The organism is Acinetobacter sp. YH01009, assembly GCF_013420765.1.
GTDB lineage: Bacteria > Pseudomonadota > Gammaproteobacteria > Pseudomonadales > Moraxellaceae > Acinetobacter > Acinetobacter amyesii.
In genome coordinates, this window is record NZ_VOYE01000008.1 from 41110 (window position 1) to 58232 (window position 17123).

Annotated in this window: 14 protein-coding genes; 7 read left to right on the top strand and 7 right to left on the bottom strand. The window is 41.8% G+C overall.

Features of this window, described 5'->3' with window-relative positions; all coding sequences use genetic code 11:
- Positions 1-142 precede the first annotated feature (142 nt).
- Both FTT76_RS09640 and baeS read right to left on the bottom strand, forming a co-directional pair.
- Positions 143-829 (bottom strand): response regulator, encoded by a 687-nt coding sequence (locus FTT76_RS09640; protein ID WP_111885370.1) that lies wholly within the window; start codon positions 827-829, stop codon positions 143-145.
- 12 nt (positions 830-841) lie between these two features.
- The gene (gene baeS, locus FTT76_RS09645) at positions 842-2518 is read right to left on the bottom strand and encodes a sensor histidine kinase efflux regulator BaeS (RefSeq protein ID WP_180073926.1); all 1677 of its coding nucleotides are present in this window, start codon (positions 2516-2518) and stop codon (positions 842-844) included.
- Between the two features lie 134 nt (positions 2519-2652).
- On the opposite strand from baeS, the gene FTT76_RS09650 reads away from it, so the two are divergent.
- The 3 genes from FTT76_RS09650 to FTT76_RS09660 all read left to right on the top strand — a co-directional run bounded on the left by FTT76_RS09650 (position 2653) and on the right by FTT76_RS09660 (position 7378).
- On the top strand, positions 2653-3282 hold the full coding sequence (locus tag FTT76_RS09650; protein WP_180073927.1) for a hypothetical protein: 630 nt from the start codon (positions 2653-2655) through the stop codon (positions 3280-3282).
- Positions 3283-3600: 318 nt separating this feature from the next.
- The gene (locus FTT76_RS09655; protein ID WP_078194152.1) at positions 3601-5403 is read left to right on the top strand and encodes an acyl-CoA dehydrogenase C-terminal domain-containing protein; all 1803 of its coding nucleotides are present in this window, start codon (positions 3601-3603) and stop codon (positions 5401-5403) included.
- A gap of 193 nt (positions 5404-5596) precedes the next feature.
- Positions 5597-7378 (top strand): acyl-CoA dehydrogenase C-terminal domain-containing protein, encoded by a 1782-nt coding sequence (locus tag FTT76_RS09660; protein ID WP_180190420.1) that lies wholly within the window; start codon positions 5597-5599, stop codon positions 7376-7378.
- Between the two features lie 111 nt (positions 7379-7489).
- Here the strand turns inward: FTT76_RS09660 and FTT76_RS09665 are convergent, their stop codons facing one another.
- Entirely contained in the window at positions 7490-8035 is a 546-nt protein-coding gene (locus tag FTT76_RS09665; protein ID WP_180190421.1) for a GNAT family N-acetyltransferase, read from the bottom strand.
- Between the two features lie 14 nt (positions 8036-8049).
- Complete coding sequence (locus FTT76_RS09670; RefSeq protein WP_180190472.1) at positions 8050-8682, bottom strand: FMN-binding negative transcriptional regulator; 633 nt, start codon at positions 8680-8682, stop codon at positions 8050-8052.
- Between the two features lie 155 nt (positions 8683-8837).
- On the opposite strand from FTT76_RS09670, the gene FTT76_RS09675 reads away from it, so the two are divergent.
- Positions 8838-9335, top strand: coding sequence for a phosphate-starvation-inducible protein PsiE (locus FTT76_RS09675; RefSeq protein WP_078194156.1), 498 nt, complete (start codon positions 8838-8840; stop codon positions 9333-9335).
- A gap of 47 nt (positions 9336-9382) precedes the next feature.
- Here FTT76_RS09675 and FTT76_RS09680 read toward each other — a convergent pair whose 3' ends face one another.
- Positions 9383-9847 carry an RcnB family protein gene (locus FTT76_RS09680; RefSeq protein ID WP_373685226.1) on the bottom strand — a complete coding sequence of 155 codons (465 nt, stop codon included), beginning with the start codon at positions 9845-9847 and terminating at the stop codon, positions 9383-9385.
- Positions 9848-10029: 182 nt separating this feature from the next.
- Between FTT76_RS09680 and FTT76_RS09685 the strand changes: the two genes are divergently transcribed.
- On the top strand, positions 10030-10488 hold the full coding sequence (locus tag FTT76_RS09685; RefSeq protein WP_180190422.1) for a hypothetical protein: 459 nt from the start codon (positions 10030-10032) through the stop codon (positions 10486-10488).
- An 88-nt stretch (positions 10489-10576) separates the two neighbouring features.
- Here FTT76_RS09685 and FTT76_RS09690 read toward each other — a convergent pair whose 3' ends face one another.
- Together FTT76_RS09690 and znuD are read right to left on the bottom strand one after the other, a co-directional pair.
- Entirely contained in the window at positions 10577-12043 is a 1467-nt protein-coding gene (locus FTT76_RS09690; protein WP_180170454.1) for a phospholipase D family protein, read from the bottom strand.
- 109 nt (positions 12044-12152) lie between these two features.
- Positions 12153-14237, bottom strand: a complete 2085-nt coding sequence (znuD, locus tag FTT76_RS09695) for a zinc piracy TonB-dependent receptor ZnuD (protein WP_180190423.1) — start codon at positions 14235-14237, stop codon at positions 12153-12155.
- A 147-nt stretch (positions 14238-14384) separates the two neighbouring features.
- On the opposite strand from znuD, the gene FTT76_RS09700 reads away from it, so the two are divergent.
- Both FTT76_RS09700 and aspS read left to right on the top strand, forming a co-directional pair.
- Positions 14385-15164, top strand: coding sequence for a DUF4184 family protein (locus tag FTT76_RS09700; RefSeq protein ID WP_180039891.1), 780 nt, complete (start codon positions 14385-14387; stop codon positions 15162-15164).
- Positions 15165-15324: 160 nt separating this feature from the next.
- Positions 15325-17109: an aspartate--tRNA ligase gene (gene aspS, locus FTT76_RS09705; protein ID WP_180190424.1), complete on the top strand. Its 1785-nt coding sequence runs from the start codon at positions 15325-15327 to the stop codon at positions 17107-17109.
- The last annotated feature ends 14 nt before the right edge of the window (positions 17110-17123 follow it).

The following is a 17123-nucleotide window of genomic DNA, read 5'->3' on the forward strand; positions in this document are numbered from 1 at the left end:
TAATACCCAATTTCCACTAAATGCGCAAATTTCACATTTTATGTTTTTATTGCTTTGTTTTTCTTGTTTTTAAAATTAATTTAGCTAGGTATGTACAAAAAAACAGGCCAAAGCCTGTCTTTTAGAATTTACAATCTATGTTTTAATCTTCTGGATATTCAAAACGGTAGCCAACGCCATACACGGCTTGAATCCATTCATGACGGTTGCCAGTTTCCGCTGCATCTGAAATCTTACGACGTAAATTTTTAATATGACTATCAATCACACGGTCAGCCACTTCAAAACTGTCTGGGTTAATATGATCAAGCAATTGCGCACGTGAATACACCTGCCCTACATGCTCTAAAAACAACTCAAGTAAACGAAACTCTGTTGGCGTTAAGCTCAACGCTTTTTGTTGATACCAAATACGTTGCTGTGCTTTGTCCATACGGAATAAATCATTCACCTCTGGCTCTGCTTTACGTTCTAAACGACGTAATACCGCTTGCACACGTGCCACCAATTCTTTCGGACTAAACGGTTTGCAGACATAATCGTCAGCACCCATATTGAGCCCCAATACACGGTCAATTTCTTCAGTGCGTGCAGTCACCATAATAATTGGCAGATCAGACTGCTCACGGACTTTACGGCAAATGGTTAAGCCATCCATACGTGGCACCATTAGGTCCAAAATCATTAGACTCGGCTTACGCTGCGTGAAGCTCTCATAGGCTTCTTGACCATCATGAAACATGCTGACTTCAAAGCCTGCAGCCTCTAGATAATCACGCACTAGCTGTGCAAGTTCCACTTCATCTTCAACCAACATGATATGTTTCATGCATGCTTCCTTTTAATATTTCATCTGTTTGGGAAATGTCAATTTGCAACGCAAACCGCCCAATGGAGAATGATCAAAACTCAATTCTCCGCCCAATGCTCTAGCTATTTTTACGGATAACGCCAATCCTAATCCTGTACCACCAGTTGCACGCGTACGTGAATCATCCACACGATAGAAACGCTCACCTAAACGTGCCAACTGTTCATCAGTTAAACCAAATGGGCTGTCATCAACATACACGGTCCACTGGGTTTCATCTTGCTCAGTATGAACATGCACTTCACCACCAGCTTCCGTATAACGAATACTGTTACCCAATAAGTTGACCATAATCTGTTTAAAACGGTCTATATCTAATTGTAATGAAGTGCCATCGCCCGTTGCGGTAATTTTCAAATCGGCTTGTTCAAACTTCGGTTTAAAGCTTTCAACCTCCTGCACAATGACATCCCACGGATTAATCGTAGTGAGATAACAATTTAATTGCTGTGCATCAGCTTGCGCCAAATCAGCCAAATCTTTGGTCAATTTTTTCAGACTACTGACTTGATTCAACATCGAAGTAAAATGCTCTGGCGTTGGCTTACGAATACCGTCCTGCATCGCCTCAATTTGAGCCTGTAACACGGCCAATGGCGTTTTCAATTCATGTGAAGTATCAGCCACCCATTGACGACGTGACGTTTCATGCTGATCGAGAATTACGGCCAACTGATTCAATTCATTCGATAAATCACCAAGCTCATCATTACGGTTCACCGCGACTTGATGTTGATAATTGCCCTTGGTTAACTCACGTGTTCCCATTAACAAACGCTGAATCGGTTTTTTAAAGTATGTTGCCAATAACAATGCTGCAATCAAACTTGCAATAAACGTAAGCACATAAACCAATAATAAATAACGTTTTTGCTTACTAAAGAAGTTAATACTGATTGCATCATCTTGCTCGAGGACAGGTTTGAGTCCTAGATACCCCACGATTTGATTATTCACCATAATCGGACGATAAGAAATCTGTTCATCTGTCGGTTCACCCACGACAAATTGGCGCTGTGCATCATATAAAGATAAACGCGAACTCAAGCCCAAGCGGTCAGGCATTTGGATAAACTGTTTTTTACCACCATTATTGGTGTTGTTTTGAGAGGATTGACCCGCATCTTTATCTTTTTCATCCGCGTTTGCTTCTTTGGGGCGGAACACATTTTGATTCGCACTTAAAGGAAATTTTAAACCTTCAAAGGGTTGGAACTCAGATGGTAAGTTTTGTTCCAGCCATTTCAGCTCTTCAATTTTTTGCTCTGCCGTATGCTGTGGTGTTGCCAGCATCGATGCTGCATTTAAACTATGATCTTGGAAATAGCGCTGCTGCAATGCAATGTCATATTGACGACGTAGCCACCACCGAGAGAGACGATCATAGTCATCTGGCGCTGCCTGCCCTTCAATTTGCAGAATCTGTGCCTGAATCGCATTGCCCCAATCATGATAGACCGTATACACATCGGCTAAATTTTCAATGACATGGTCAAGCTTTTGCATCTCGACATCGGCCACATATTTGGTGAAATTACGCTGCATATTCCAATGCAAAACGCCAAGACTTACCGTTGTGATGACGAGCGTCGTCAACAGCACAGTCAGAAACAAGCGTAGGGCAATCGGGATACGACGTATTTTCAAAAGAGAACTCTCATTTTTCTTCTATATTCATTATTGTAGCGAACACGCAACTAAAAAACTCTCCATTGTTTCTACATCTTTATTATTTAATCTTTAACCATCGGAAAAATATCTAATCTGGTGGGGTAAAGACTATGAAACAAATGACCAAAATGGCTTTAATCGGTGCAAGCGTACTGAGCATGGGTGCATTAACTGCCTGTCAATCGACAACCGCACCAAAAGATAACGATCATGGCCGTATAATGAAACAACATCATGGTGATCACGATCGTCGTATGTCACCTGAGCAACGTGAACATTTTAAACAAATGCGTGCCGAGCAACGTCAAGTGTTTGCTGATATGCAAAAAGCCTGCGATGGTAAGGCTACAGGTTCAACAGTTCAAGTAAAAGCTGGCGATAAAAATATTGATGGTACATGTACCATGGTGTTCAAAGCAGACCGTCAAGACATGAAAAAAGCACGTGGTGAACACAAACCAATGCGCGGTGAACATCATCCAATGCGTGGCGACATGCGTGGTCAGATGCAACGCGGTGAGCCACTGACTGATGCAAAACGTGCAGAACTGACTAAACAATTTGATCAACGTTTAGCAGAACGCCAAACGAAGCAACAAGCGATTATGAAAGCATGCCAAGGTAAGACTGATGGTAGCGCGGTTGCCATTAAAGTTGGCGAACAGCAAATCAATGGTAAATGTGAAGTTCGCTTCCAACCTAAAGCCCCTGTTGCCCCAACGCCAGCCCCAGTGAAATAATCCAAACTTAGATCGCAATATCATTGCGTAAAAAAAGGCACTCCCAGGAGTGCCTTTTTTATTGGACATATCTTTTTACGCTTTTTGACTATTTGTGTCATTCATTTTCAGCCAAAAGTGTTTACACTCAATGCACTTAGCATTTTCAAGGGATATTTCTTTGACTTTACAGTCACCAACAAATCGCCCTGAAATGCTTGTACCCAATAAGAAGATGTTGCACGATTAGAACCATTCCAATACGTGTCATTGAAGACACGTTCAAATGTTTATTTAGGATTACTAACGCTGGTAGAAACCAGTATTGAGGAAAACGATATGCCACAATACAAAGCGCCCTTACGTGATATGCAATTTGTTCTGCATGAACTTTTAAAAGCAGAAGATCACTATGCACAACTGCCTGCATTTTCAGACACCGTAAGCCGTGAGTTGGTTGACCAATATCTAGAAGCTGCTGCTGACTTCTGTGAAAATGAACTTTCTCCTCTTAACCAAGTCGGCGACCGTGAAGGTTGTACTTGGAATGATGGCGTTGTAACAACACCAACTGGTTTTAAAGAAGCGTATCAAAAATATATCGAACTCGGTTTCCCATCTTTATCTGCTGAAGAACAATACGGCGGTCAAGGCTTACCGGTTTCTTTAGGCAACATCATTTCAGAAATGGTGGGTACTTCGAACTGGGCATGGGGTATGTACCCTGGTCTATCTCATGGCGCTGTCCGTACATTAGAACATCACGGTTCTCAAGAGCAAAAAGACACTTACCTTCCTAAACTTGTTTCAGGTGAATGGACTGGTACGATGTGCTTAACAGAATCTCATGCAGGTTCTGACTTAGGTATTATCCGCTCTAAAGCTGAACCACAAGCAGACGGTAGCTATGCAATTTCTGGCGAGAAAATCTTTATCTCTGCTGGTGAACACGACATGGCTGAAAACATCATCCATATCGTACTTGCTCGTCTTCCAGGTGCACCAAAAGGCACGAAAGGTATTTCATTATTCATCGTACCTAAATTCAATGTAAATGCTGATGGCTCAATTGGTGAGCGCAATGCGGTACGTTGTGGTTCGATTGAACACAAAATGGGTATCCATGGTAACGCGACTTGTGTCATCAACTTTGATAACGCAAAAGGCTTCTTGATTGGCCCTGAAAACCGCGGTCTAAACTGCATGTTCACATTCATGAACACTGCACGTATCGGTACTGCTGTACAAGGTCTTTCAGCTTCTGAAGGCGCTTTCCAAGGTGCACTTGCTTACGCAAAAGACCGTTTGGCAATGCGTTCACTTTCAGGCCCTAAAGCACCTGAAAAAGAAGCAGATCCAATTATCGTTCACCCTGCAGTACGCAACATGCTGCTTACGCAAAAATCATTTGCTGAAGCTGGCCGTGCTCTGGTTTACTTATTGTCTTTCCATGCCGATATCGTGGAACAAGGTGCAACTGAAGAAGAACGTAAATTCTCTGACAACATCTTGTCTCTATTAACACCAATTGCTAAAGCATTCTTAACTGAAACAGGTTCTGAGTCTGCTAAACACGGTGTTCAAGTATTCGGCGGTCATGGTTTCATTTCAGAACACGGTATGGAGCAAATCGTACGTGATACACGTATCTCTTGCTTGTACGAAGGTACGACTGAAATTCAAGCGATTGACTTGTTAGGCCGTAAAGTATTGGGTACTCAAGGTGCAATGTTGAAAGACTTCACCAAGATCATCCATAAATTTGTTGAAGCTAACAAAGACAACGCTGCCATGAAAGAATTTGTTGAGCCGCTTGCTGCGCTAAACAAAGAATGGGGCGACCTAACCATGCAGATTGGTATGAAAGCAATGCAAAACCCTGAAGAAGTGGGTGCTGCTGCGGTCGATTACCTGTACTTCTCTGGTTATGTAACGCTTGCTTACCTATGGGCTCGTATGGCGTTAGTTGCACAAGAAACTTTAGCTGCAGGAACAACAGATGTTGATTTCTACAATGCGAAAGTAACGACTGCCCGTTTCTACTTCAAGAAAATCTTACCGCGCGTCCGCTCTCATGTAGAAGTGATCGCAGGTGGCCTAGATCCTCTTATGGCATTGGATGCAGAACACTTTGCATTCTAATGTGAATATCTAAAACATATTCAAAAAATTGTACTCTTGAGTGCAGAAATAGAGAAAGGACGGTCATAGCATTGGCAGTCCTTTTTCTTTATAAATAGTCCCATAATTTTACTTTGGTCAATTTTCTCCACGCTTTGTGCCGATACAAATTGCCCCAAGTCCACAGATTCAAACAATAAACAGGTGAACGAACATGCCAATTTATAATGCGCCTCTTGCAGATATGAAATTCATCTTAAATGATGTTTTTAAAGCAGAACAATTCTGGCAAAACAACAAAAATCTTGCTCACGTTGATGCTGCAACTGCAGAAGCCATTCTTGAAGAAATGGCAAAATTTGCGCAAAACGTCACTCATCCTTTAAACCGCACAGGTGATGAAGAAGGCGCAACCTATAGCAATGGCAATGTCACGACTCCTGCTGGTTTCAAAGAAGCATTTAAACAATATGCAGAAGGCGGCTGGATTGGTCTAGGCGCAGATGAAGAATGGGGCGGTCAAGGCATGCCAAAAATGCTGACTGTTCTGTCTGACGAAATGCTGTTTGCAACCAACCCATCCTTCATGCTCTACCCGCTTCTTTCTGTAGGTGCAGGCATGGCATTAAACAGCTATGCATCACAAGAGCAAAAAGAAACTTATTTACCAAAAATGTATACAGGCGAATGGTCAGGCACCATGTGCTTAACTGAACCGCATGCAGGTACAGATTTAGGTATTATCAAAACTAAAGCCGAACGTAATGAAGACGGTACTTATAACATTACTGGTACGAAAATCTTCATCACTGGCGGTGACCACGACCTTTCTGAAAATATCATCCACTTAGTTTTAGCGAAAACGCCTGATGCGCCTGCGGGCTCACGCGGAATTTCACTATTCATCGTACCTAAATTCTTGGTGAATGCAGATGGTTCATTAGGTGAGCGTAATGCTGTAGGCCCTGGTTCTATTGAACATAAAATGGGGATCAAAGCGTCTGCAACATGTGTGATGAACTTTGATGGCGCGAAAGGCTACCTCGTTGGTAAAGAAAACGAAGGTCTTGCTGCAATGTTCGTAATGATGAACTACGAACGTTTATCAATGGGTATTCAAGGCCTAGGTGCTTCTGAATTTGCCTACCAAAATGCTGCGCAATATGCGACTGACCGTTTACAAGGTCGCAGCGCTTCTGGCGTGCAATCCCCTGCTAAACCAGCAGACAGCATCCTTGTACACGGCGATGTACGTCGTATGTTGCTAAATGCACGTGCCAACAATGAAGCATCTCGTGCATTTGCGGTTTATGTTGGTCAACAACTGGACATTACCAAGTTCTCTACTGACCCAGAAGCAGTCAAAGCAGCCAATAACCGTGTTGCGCTGTTAACACCTATTGCGAAAGCGTATTTAACAGATACCGCTTTCCAAGCAACACTCGATGCTCAAATGGTCTTCGGTGGTCATGGCTTTATTCGTGAATGGGGTATGGAACAATGTATCCGTGACCTGCGTATTGCACAGATTTACGAAGGGACCAACGGTGTTCAGTCTCAAGACTTAATTGGTCGTAAAACCATTAAGTGTAATGGTGAATTCATTGCTGAATATATCCAAGAAATCCGTGATTTTGCCAATAACTTAGATGCCAGCTTGAACTACATCAAAGATGCAACATTAGATGCAGCAGCTGAAGTTGAAGCTGTGACTCAATATGTACTTGAAGCTGCTCGTGAAAACATTGAGTTCCCGAACTCAGCAGCCGTTGATTACCTACATGCTGTAGGCTTACTCAGCTTTGCCTATATGTTTGCCCGCATTGCAGATGCAGCAAAAGACAAAGATGGCGAGTTCTACCAAAACAAACTTGCACTAACCCTTTACTTCACGCAGCGTATTTTACCTGAATTGGCTTTACGCATTGCTAAAGTGAAAGCAGGTTCTGAAGTGATCATGAACTTCTCTGAAGATTACTTTACCAACCAAGCTTAATTAGTCGTACAAAATCAAAAATGCCCGATTTATCGGGCATTTTTTTATTTTACTGCTCTTATTACATAAACACTGAGTGCAACTTTTTCAAAAAATCATAAGCATACTTACTTATTCACAATCTCCTAATTCCATTCGATATGTAAAACAAGGATGGAACTGATCGTCTAGCATTGGAAATCTAGCCCAATGCGTTGTATCTTTATCTTGTTTAAATCCTGCCTTCATTAAGACATTTTGTGATGCTAGATGTTCCTCAGCACAAAAAGATGAAACAACATTCGTGACATGATTCTGCTTTAAATACTTAATTCCTCCAATTAAGGCCTCAGTCATATAACCACAACCATGAAAATTCACCCCTAACCCAAAATGTATTTCTCCATGGTTTTCTTGATTGAAGAAATACAATAAGCCCATCGCTAAATGCGTATTCTTATCACTAATCACCCATGCAAAATCAGGATTGTGTATCGACCAATAATAATCTGCCCACTTTTCTAAAACACTCTTAGTCTGTTGAATCGTTAAATGTGGCAACCGCTGCAGATAACGAGTTGCTTCTATATTCGAAAAATATGTATCAAATAATGAAATTTCATCTCCTAACTGATACTTTCTCAGGCATAAACGTTCAGTTTCAATCATATTGGGCATGATTATTTAGCCTGTTATTTCATGGGATAAAATTTTTTGATCGACTCAACCATTTTAGCATTCGACATTTCCAAAGCTTTTGCCACATTCATCGCATCTATAGCGCTGCGATTTTGACTCACTTTAAACTTACCGATTATCGACTGAATATCGACTTCAATCGCTACAATTTTTTTCAGTTGTTCCGCAATAAAATCATTCGGTGCATCACCCATTTTCCATGGCATGGGTTGGCTAGCTTCATGTTGCCGAGTCAACCGAGCCAGAAGCCCTCGTAAATATTTTTCATCTGCAACTTTACGTATCTTGCCTTTGACATGTACCACGCGGTAATTCCATGTCGGTACAACGCGATGATGCTCCTGTTTTCCTTCATACCAGCTTGGCGATATATATGCATCATCGGCATGAAAAATCACATAGGCTTGCGCTGACTGATTTAGCAATTCAAACATTGGATTAGCCTTGGCAATATGACCGCGCAATATGCCCAATTCGCCTGACTCAGCGTCATATTCTAGTGGTAAATGATTCACTTCCAACTCACCATTGGGTGCAGTCAGTATTACTGTCCCCAAAGCATACTTACGCATAAGATCAATCAGATCAGGCAGTTCATCATGTTTAAAATGCGTTGGTTGATACATCGTCGCTTCATTCTTATAGGACAAAATTTAAGCTCAAACTTAACATTAAAACCTTTATTAAACCTAAAAAATATTTTTGTCATATTCGCTTCATGTGCATGAAATTTGCTTAGTATTTAATGAACATTCAAGTGATATACACAGGAGGAATATATATGACACACCGTGATCCCAAAGTAGAAAAAATCGAAGCCCTCCTCGACCGACTTGGCAATATTGCTGTAGAAGGTTTTCATTATCTTGCGCTGTTTGTCATCGGCTGTATGATTTTATGGTCTGCGGGTCATACTATTTTTGAAATTATTACGGTTAAACAATTCGCCACGATTGACGATATTTTATTATTGTTTATTTACCTTGAACTCGGTGCCATGGTCGGTATTTATTTTAAAACTAACCACATGCCGGTACGCTTCCTGATTTATATTGCTATTACTGCCCTAACCCGTTTGCTCATTTCGGACATTCAACACGACCATAAAGCAGATATGGGCTTGGTCATTACCACAGGTTCGATTCTAATTTTAGCAGTAGCCATTTTGATTGTGCGCTATGCCTCTTGGACTTATCCATCGGTGATCCGCGATAAGCATTCAGAGAAACCGCTGCCTGAAGGTAAAACCCCGCGCCCGCAAGATGATGAGTTAGCTTAGTCTTATTAAAGCCCCTCTTTTTTAAGGAGGGGTTTGGGGAGATTAAATTACCGATTCGGCACCAACACATAGCGACCATTTTCAAAAATCCAGTACATGCCACTTGGGGGTGCAGGTAAACCTAAACGCTGCCAATCACTAATAAAGGTATAGGTCGAACTCGAAATACTAGCGCTGGCAGGATCGCCATTAACCCAACTATAGCTCTGCGAATTTTGAGTAATCGTGGTCGGCGCATTGTATTGAATACTAATGCCACTTTGTGGATACTGCGGATAAGGTCGATTTGGATATTGCGGATAAACCGGCGGGCGACTTGGATAATGAGGATAATGTTGAGGATAATTCGGCGCATGCTGCGGATAGCCAGGCCGATTCATCGACGGTGGGCGGTGTTGTGGTTTTGATGTATCCACACCTTGGTAGTTTGCCCATTTGTTTTCCGCAAAAGTACTGGCTGAAGCACTGATCAGCATCACACCTGCAATCGCATAGAATAATGTGGTTTTCACTTAAGCTCTCCTCAACGGTTTATACGCTCAGTATAAATTCCATTGTAGGAGAAAAAATGGATAAAAATCCATCAAATGCAATAATTTGTTAAATCATCCACCCGATTCGGATCAGCAGATGATGCACTCGATTTTCGACGGAATATGCTAAGATGCCTTTTATTTCGTAGTGGATCAACGCTGTGTCTGAATTAAGTTTTGACCGACTTCATCAATTTTTTTCTAAAGTTCCAAGTATTCAAGAACAACTCATTGACTCGTACGGAACCGATGGTAAAACTGCTTGGTGGTTTAAATTTCAAATTAATGTAGATCACCCTTTAGCATGGCAAACTGTTCAAGAATTGGGCCATGTATTGAACTATATTTCTAAAAATGAACGCTTACCGACTCAATTTTTACCGGTTTCTCCGCCACCATATATGAATGGCGAAGCAAAACAATTCTTGTCTTGGGTGATTCAATGTAACCACGCCGATTTTCCACCAGATGTCATCTGTGACTGGTTAGAAGCTCGTTTGCCACAACCAGTAGATGATGCCGATAAATGGAAAATCAAAACCGATATTAAAGAATTGGATCAAATGACGGATAAGGATTTAGATCAAATCATTCCGCCAAATCCGGAACCGAGGAATTAAAACTGATTAAATCCCTCCTAACCTCCCTTTAAAAAAGGGAGGAAAGTCCCTCTTTTCAAAAGAGGGATTTAGGGAGATTAAGACAATTCTAAAAAGTAGATAATCCGCTCCATTCCATAAAGCGATACAACACATATTTCAACTTAGATTCATCGGCATACGTATCGTAATCCACACTCATCTGCTTACCATCACGGTTTGACCAAGCCGTATTAAAATACTGATTTGCCTCTTTAAAGACTTGAGCGTCTTTCAAACCGATCACTCTTAAATCCGTTTCTAAATTATAATTTTTCAGGTTACGCGCTGTGAAATTGGCAGAACCTAAAATCATATCTGCCTGATAGGCTGTTCGTTTTAAAATCATCTTGCTATGGCACTGCTCACCTTGGGTATTACACCAACGCACATCAATACCAGCATCATGCAATTCAGAAGCAACAGGACGGTTTGGAATACCATTTTTGGTACGACCAAAAGCATCTTTATTCGGATCGAGTAATACCCGCACTTTCACGCCACGTTCATGTGCAGCAATGAGTGCTTTGATAATTTTACGTTCTGACAAGTAGAACATCGCGATATCAATTTCAGTTCCAGCTTTCTTCGCGCTATCAATTAAGTCGAATGTGGCATCATAAATTGCTTTTTCAGTTAGCACTTGAACCTGTGGCTGAGTTTTCGCCGCTTCAACATCCTTAATCACCACAAATGGAATATTGGCTTTGGACATCATTCCAACGGCTTGCTCGGTCTTTAACAGATCAATCGCGGTCATGCCTTTGACGGTTAAGGCCACATTAGAATGTCGTGAGCTACCATCATGCGGATTCATAGAGGTGACCAAACCTTTCCAACCTTCAACGGTATCTACCACCAAGGTTTTACGATGATTGGCTTTAAAGTTGAAAAGATCCATATAACTGCGGATCGTCACCTTTTCGGTTCCCAATGGGTTCGGTAACCAGCCTTTTTCAGGATTATTGCCAATATCTTGACAACAGATATACCAAAAACCTGACCATGCAGGATTGGACGCACGAAGCGGCGCCAAATTGGTTTCCATCAACTCAATCCCCCCTTGCCGTAATTGACGATAATGCTCGGGTTGAATGCCGCCATAGACCGAATTGACAGGGTCAGTAATCACAAAAATTTCCACTTGAGGAGATAGTCGACGCTTCAAAATCAGCGCATCGGTCAGCTCCTGTGTTAATTGTTCATGTTTTAATTGAGAGTCGCCAACTTGCGGATTAAAGAGAAACATATCCAACACAATGGTCGACTGTGCTTCTTCGATCATTTTTAGCATTTCTTTAAAAATGCGATGTTCCTGTTGCTGCTTTCCTTGCGCATCAATATAGGTTTCATCCACTAAAAAGTTCACTTCAGCATGGCGAAGTTTCCCCGTGTAGTTCAGCCCTTCAGGGAGTGGTTTTAGCGTGTGATAGGTTGCCGATGCCAAATAACCTAAAACCAATAAACCAATGACCACACCCACATAGCGACGGCGTGACCAATTGAGCTTGTGATGTATTCGTTGAATGATGCGCATAAGAAAAAACCTAGTCTAATGCGCTCAGACTAGGTTTTATTCATTGATTTTTCAAGAGGATTTCTGTGACTTTACCTAGACTTCCTTAGAAAAGTCTGTGCAAATTCAATTAGAAACCAAATTCAAGACCAACCGTAAAATTACGACCGACTTGTGGAATATTGGCAAGGAATGACGTATGAGAGTAAACATCTTCATCCAATAAATTATTGGCTTTGAAATAGACTCGATAATCATTTTGATCTTTCAATTGACCACTATAGGCCACGCCCAAGTTCACCATGTTGTAGCCATCTGTTTCACGCTCAAATGCAGTGATTTTGTCTTGTTTGAATACATGTGAATATTCTGCAAGACCTGACCAACCATCCGCAAAATCGACATCAACTTTCGTGCCTAAACGGCCAGCTGGTACGCGTGGTGCATTTTCACCATCAATTTTGCCACGCACATAATCACCAAAGACACTGAGTTTATACATGTCATTTACTGCATAACCCACTTGAGCTTCCACACCATAGAACTTGGCTTTGTCTTGGGTGTAATCAACTAAGCGGAAGTTTTCAAAATTATCTTTGGTTGCAGCATAAATGTAGTTGTCATACCAGTTGTGGTACACATGAACGTGATAATCCAACTGATCTTTTTCATAATGGAAACCTAATTCTAGATTATTAGATTTTTCAACATCTAGATTTTCATTTCCGCGTTCATAGGTATTGGTCGCAAAATGCTTACCATCTGCATAGAGCTCTTGCGCCAATGGCAAACGCTCTTGATGAGAACCCACCAAGGATAATTTATAATTGGGTGCAAACGCCCAGTTCACAGCACCTGAGTAGGAAATACCATAATCGTCATAATCTTTTTGTTCTGAATCAATCTCAATTTTTTGCTGATCGACACGGGCGCCCAGCTCGACATGAAAATCACCAAATTGTTTATGTTCTAAACCAAATACACTCCATTTTTGGGTTTTATTTGGGTTCATCAATGACTCTTCGCCACTGATATTGAGCTTTTGCTGATTGTATTGTGCGCCTATCACCCCTTCCCAATCCGCAATCGGGTTATGCACCAACTCTAAACGACCATCATAGCCCTGACTTTTAAAGGTCGTTGCCGCTGTATCACCTTCAATTTCATCATGTTGATAATCGGTATAACTTGCATGTACACGGATTTTTTGGAAGCCCGCAAACGGATTCGCAAGTTCGGTACGGAAATCATAGCGTTCTGACTTTAAGTCGACCCATGGGCCTGCGGCATCATGATCGTGATCATGTTCGTCATGCGCTGAATGATCATGCTCATCGGTATGCCCATGGTTATCATGACCATCACAGTGTAGATGGTCATCATGTGGATGACAGCTTTCATATTCATGACTATGACCCGGCAAGCCATATTGGTCTTGACGGTTGCTATAAGACAGTCCAGCAAAACCACGATCATGAATCCATGACGCACCTACACTGACATTTTGCCCTTCTGCAAAAGTATTACCGACTCGGCGTTCTTTTTCTAATTCACCATCATGATCATGGAAATAATTGGGTGCAATATAATCATTGGCTTTGCGTTTCGAACCTTCTACACGGATGGCAAATTGCTCACCTAAAGCAGCCGTCACACCGGCACTCGCCAATTTTTCATCACTGCCTGAGTTATAACGAACCCCAACTTGCCCTTCATAACCTTTATCAGGAATAGAGGTAGGAATCTTTTGATCCGTCACATTAACCAAACCGCCGACTGTGCCTGCCGCGTATAACAGTGTTGATGGCCCACGGATCACTTCAATTTGTTTTGCCAAAATCGGATCTACCGTAACCGCATGGTCAGGAGATAAAGTCGAAACATCTGCAGTTTCTGAGGCGTGTTCTAAGACTTTGACACGAGGGCCATCTTGACCACGCAGCACAGGACGACTTGAACCTGCACCAAACTGATTTGAATATACACCCGGCTGTCCGGCTAACGCATCACCAATTGTGACGCCACCTTGTGCAAGAGCTTTATGTTGAATGACATTATCGGCAACAGCAAAATCTGCCGCACTTTGGTTTAAAGGATGGACCTGAACATTAATAGCTTCGAGCTTTTGTACCTGTTGTTCTGGGTCATCGGCATAAAGGTTGGGTGCAATCACTGCAAAAATCGAAACAGTTATTAAATTCTTATGAAAAGACATGTTGGAGAGACTCAAATCAGGCTATTTTTGAATAATGTTATAATATAACATTTCATTCGTTTTGCAATAAAAAACATTCTAATCTGCCCAAATCATATACACTCACCGATACCACATTGTATTTATTCATATATTTATTTTAATTCAATGCCTTTTACCATATCCCATGCTGTACTCGCACCGCCTATTTCCAAATTAAGCGGAAATCGCCTGCCTATTGCAGCACTCGCAATTGGTAGCATGGTGCCAGATTTATTCCGTTTATTTACTAATGCTGACTATGCAGGTTCACATCAATGGTCGGGGTTAATTGTTCCAAACTTAATCCTTGGTTTGCTGTTTTGTGTGCTGTGGTATGTGCTCTATCGCCCGATGTTATTTGCTTTTTTTGGTTTAAATAAGCCGCTGAATCTACAGAATTTCAATCAATGCTGTGGGTTTATGCTCAGTCTCATCCTCGCACTCATCATTGGAACTTCGACGCATATTGTTTGGGATGGCTTGACCCATGTTGACTTTCGTACCTTTGCATTTAAGGATCTATTGAGTCTACCGATTCAATTTTTTGGTCATTCATATCCCCTACATCGCGTGTTGCAAATTGGATTATCTGGCTTGGCACTCCCCGTTTTGGCATGGATGATTTATCGTCATCATCTTCACTATCGAAGTACTGTAAACGTCCCCACAACCATCAAAGTCTATGTATATGGTTTAGCGGCCCTGTCTCTAGCTGCGGGAATCGCAAGTTATTTTTATTTTGCTGACAGTATTTACTCAGATGCCTTTGTGCATGACCTGTATGCCTATGTCGGCAAAGCCATTAATTATTTTTTTCGTGCATTTTTAGCCACGTTTAGCCTCGGTAGTCTGATATTTCTGATCTTAAGCAAGAGCACCAATATTTTTTCAACGTCATCGGCTTAAGCCCATCATTGACCGAAAATTTGCTGTAAATTTGGCTGTTTTAGCAATAAGTCCTTGTGACAAAACAGCCAAAAAGAGGCATAATCCCCTATTCGAATAAAAGCGGTACGCTGTTTACGTATTCGCTGACCTTAACCCATATAGTTGGATTTCTAACGCTATGATGCGAACTCATTACTGCGGCTCACTTACTGAAGCCCAAATCGACCAAACCGTTACATTATGCGGTTGGGTTCACCGTCGCCGTGACCACGGTGGTGTAATCTTCCTTGACATGCGCGACCGTGATGGCCTTGTTCAAGTGGTGATTGACCCTGATACTCCTGAAGCTTTCGCGACTGCTGATAAATCACGTTCAGAATTCGTATTAAAAATTACAGGCCGTGTACGTCGTCGTTACGCAGGTACTGAAAACGCGAATATGACTAGCGGTCAAATCGAAGTTCTTGGTAAAGAAATCGAAGTGCTTGCTGGTTCAGAAACTCCGCCATTCCCATTGAATGACGACAACACAAATATTTCTGAAGAAGTACGTTTGAAATATCGTTTCCTCGATATTCGTCGTCCAGAAATGTTAGATCGTTTACGTTTCCGTTCTAAATTAACAAACCTGATTCGTAACTACTTCGAAGAAAATGGTTTCCTAGACGTTGAAACACCGATTTTGACTCGTGCAACTCCTGAAGGTGCGCGTGACTATTTAGTACCAAGTCGTGTTTCTAACGGTAGCTTCTACGCACTTCCACAATCTCCGCAATTGTTCAAACAGTTGTTAATGGTTGGCGGTATCGATCGTTACTACCAAATTGCTAAATGTTTCCGTGATGAAGACTTACGTGCTGACCGTCAGCCTGAATTCACACAAATCGACGTTGAAACATCGTTCATGAGTGACGATGACATCATGGATTTAATGGAACGTTTAACGGTTAAGATGTTCAAAGAACTTCTAAACGTTGAATTCGACAAATTCCCTCGCATGACTTATGCAGACGCAATGCGTGACTATGCATCTGATAAACCTGACTTACGTATTCCTTTGAAACTTGTTGATGTTGCAGACATGATGCAAGACGTTGAGTTCAAAGTATTCGCAGGTCCTGCAAAAGATCCTAAAGGCCGTATTGTTGCGCTTCGCGTACCAGGTGCTGGCGCGCTTCCACGTAGCCAAATCGACGAATACACTAAATTCGTTGGCATTTATGGCGCGAAAGGTTTGGCTTACATCAAAGTCAACGAGCTTGAAAAAGGCATCGAAGGTCTTCAATCTCCAATCGTTAAATTTATCGAGCCTATCGTACTTGATCTATTGAAACGTGTTGGTGCTGAAAATGGCGACATCGTATTCTTTGGTGCGGACAAAGCAAAAATCGTAAATGATGCGATGGGTGCTTTACGTATTAAAGTCGGTCACGACATGAAACTTGCAACTTGCGAGTGGGCGCCACTTTGGGTTGTTGACTTCCCAATGTTCGAAGAAACTGATGACGGTAAATGGACGTCTGTTCATCACCCATTCACGCTGCCAAAATCAAGCGTTGAAGAAGTGAAGAACAACCCAGGTGCTGCACTTTCTGTTGCTTACGATATGGTATTGAACGGTACTGAAATCGGTGGTGGTTCATTACGTATCTTCAACCTAGAAATGCAAAAAGCGATCTTTGAAGCGCTTGGTATTTCTGAAGAAGAAGCAGAAGAGAAATTCAGCTTCTTGCTTAACGCCTTGAAATTCGGTGCGCCTCCTCACGGTGGTTTAGCATTCGGTCTTGACCGTTTAGTGATGTTGATGACTGGTGCATCTTCAATCCGTGACGTGATTGCATTCCCGAAAACTAAGACTGCGGAATGTCCTTTAACTCAAGCGCCTGCGCCAGTTGAAGCAACCCAATTGCGTGACTTAGGTATTCGCTTACGTGAAAAACCAAAAGCTGAAGAATCTAAATAATCTTACATTTTAAG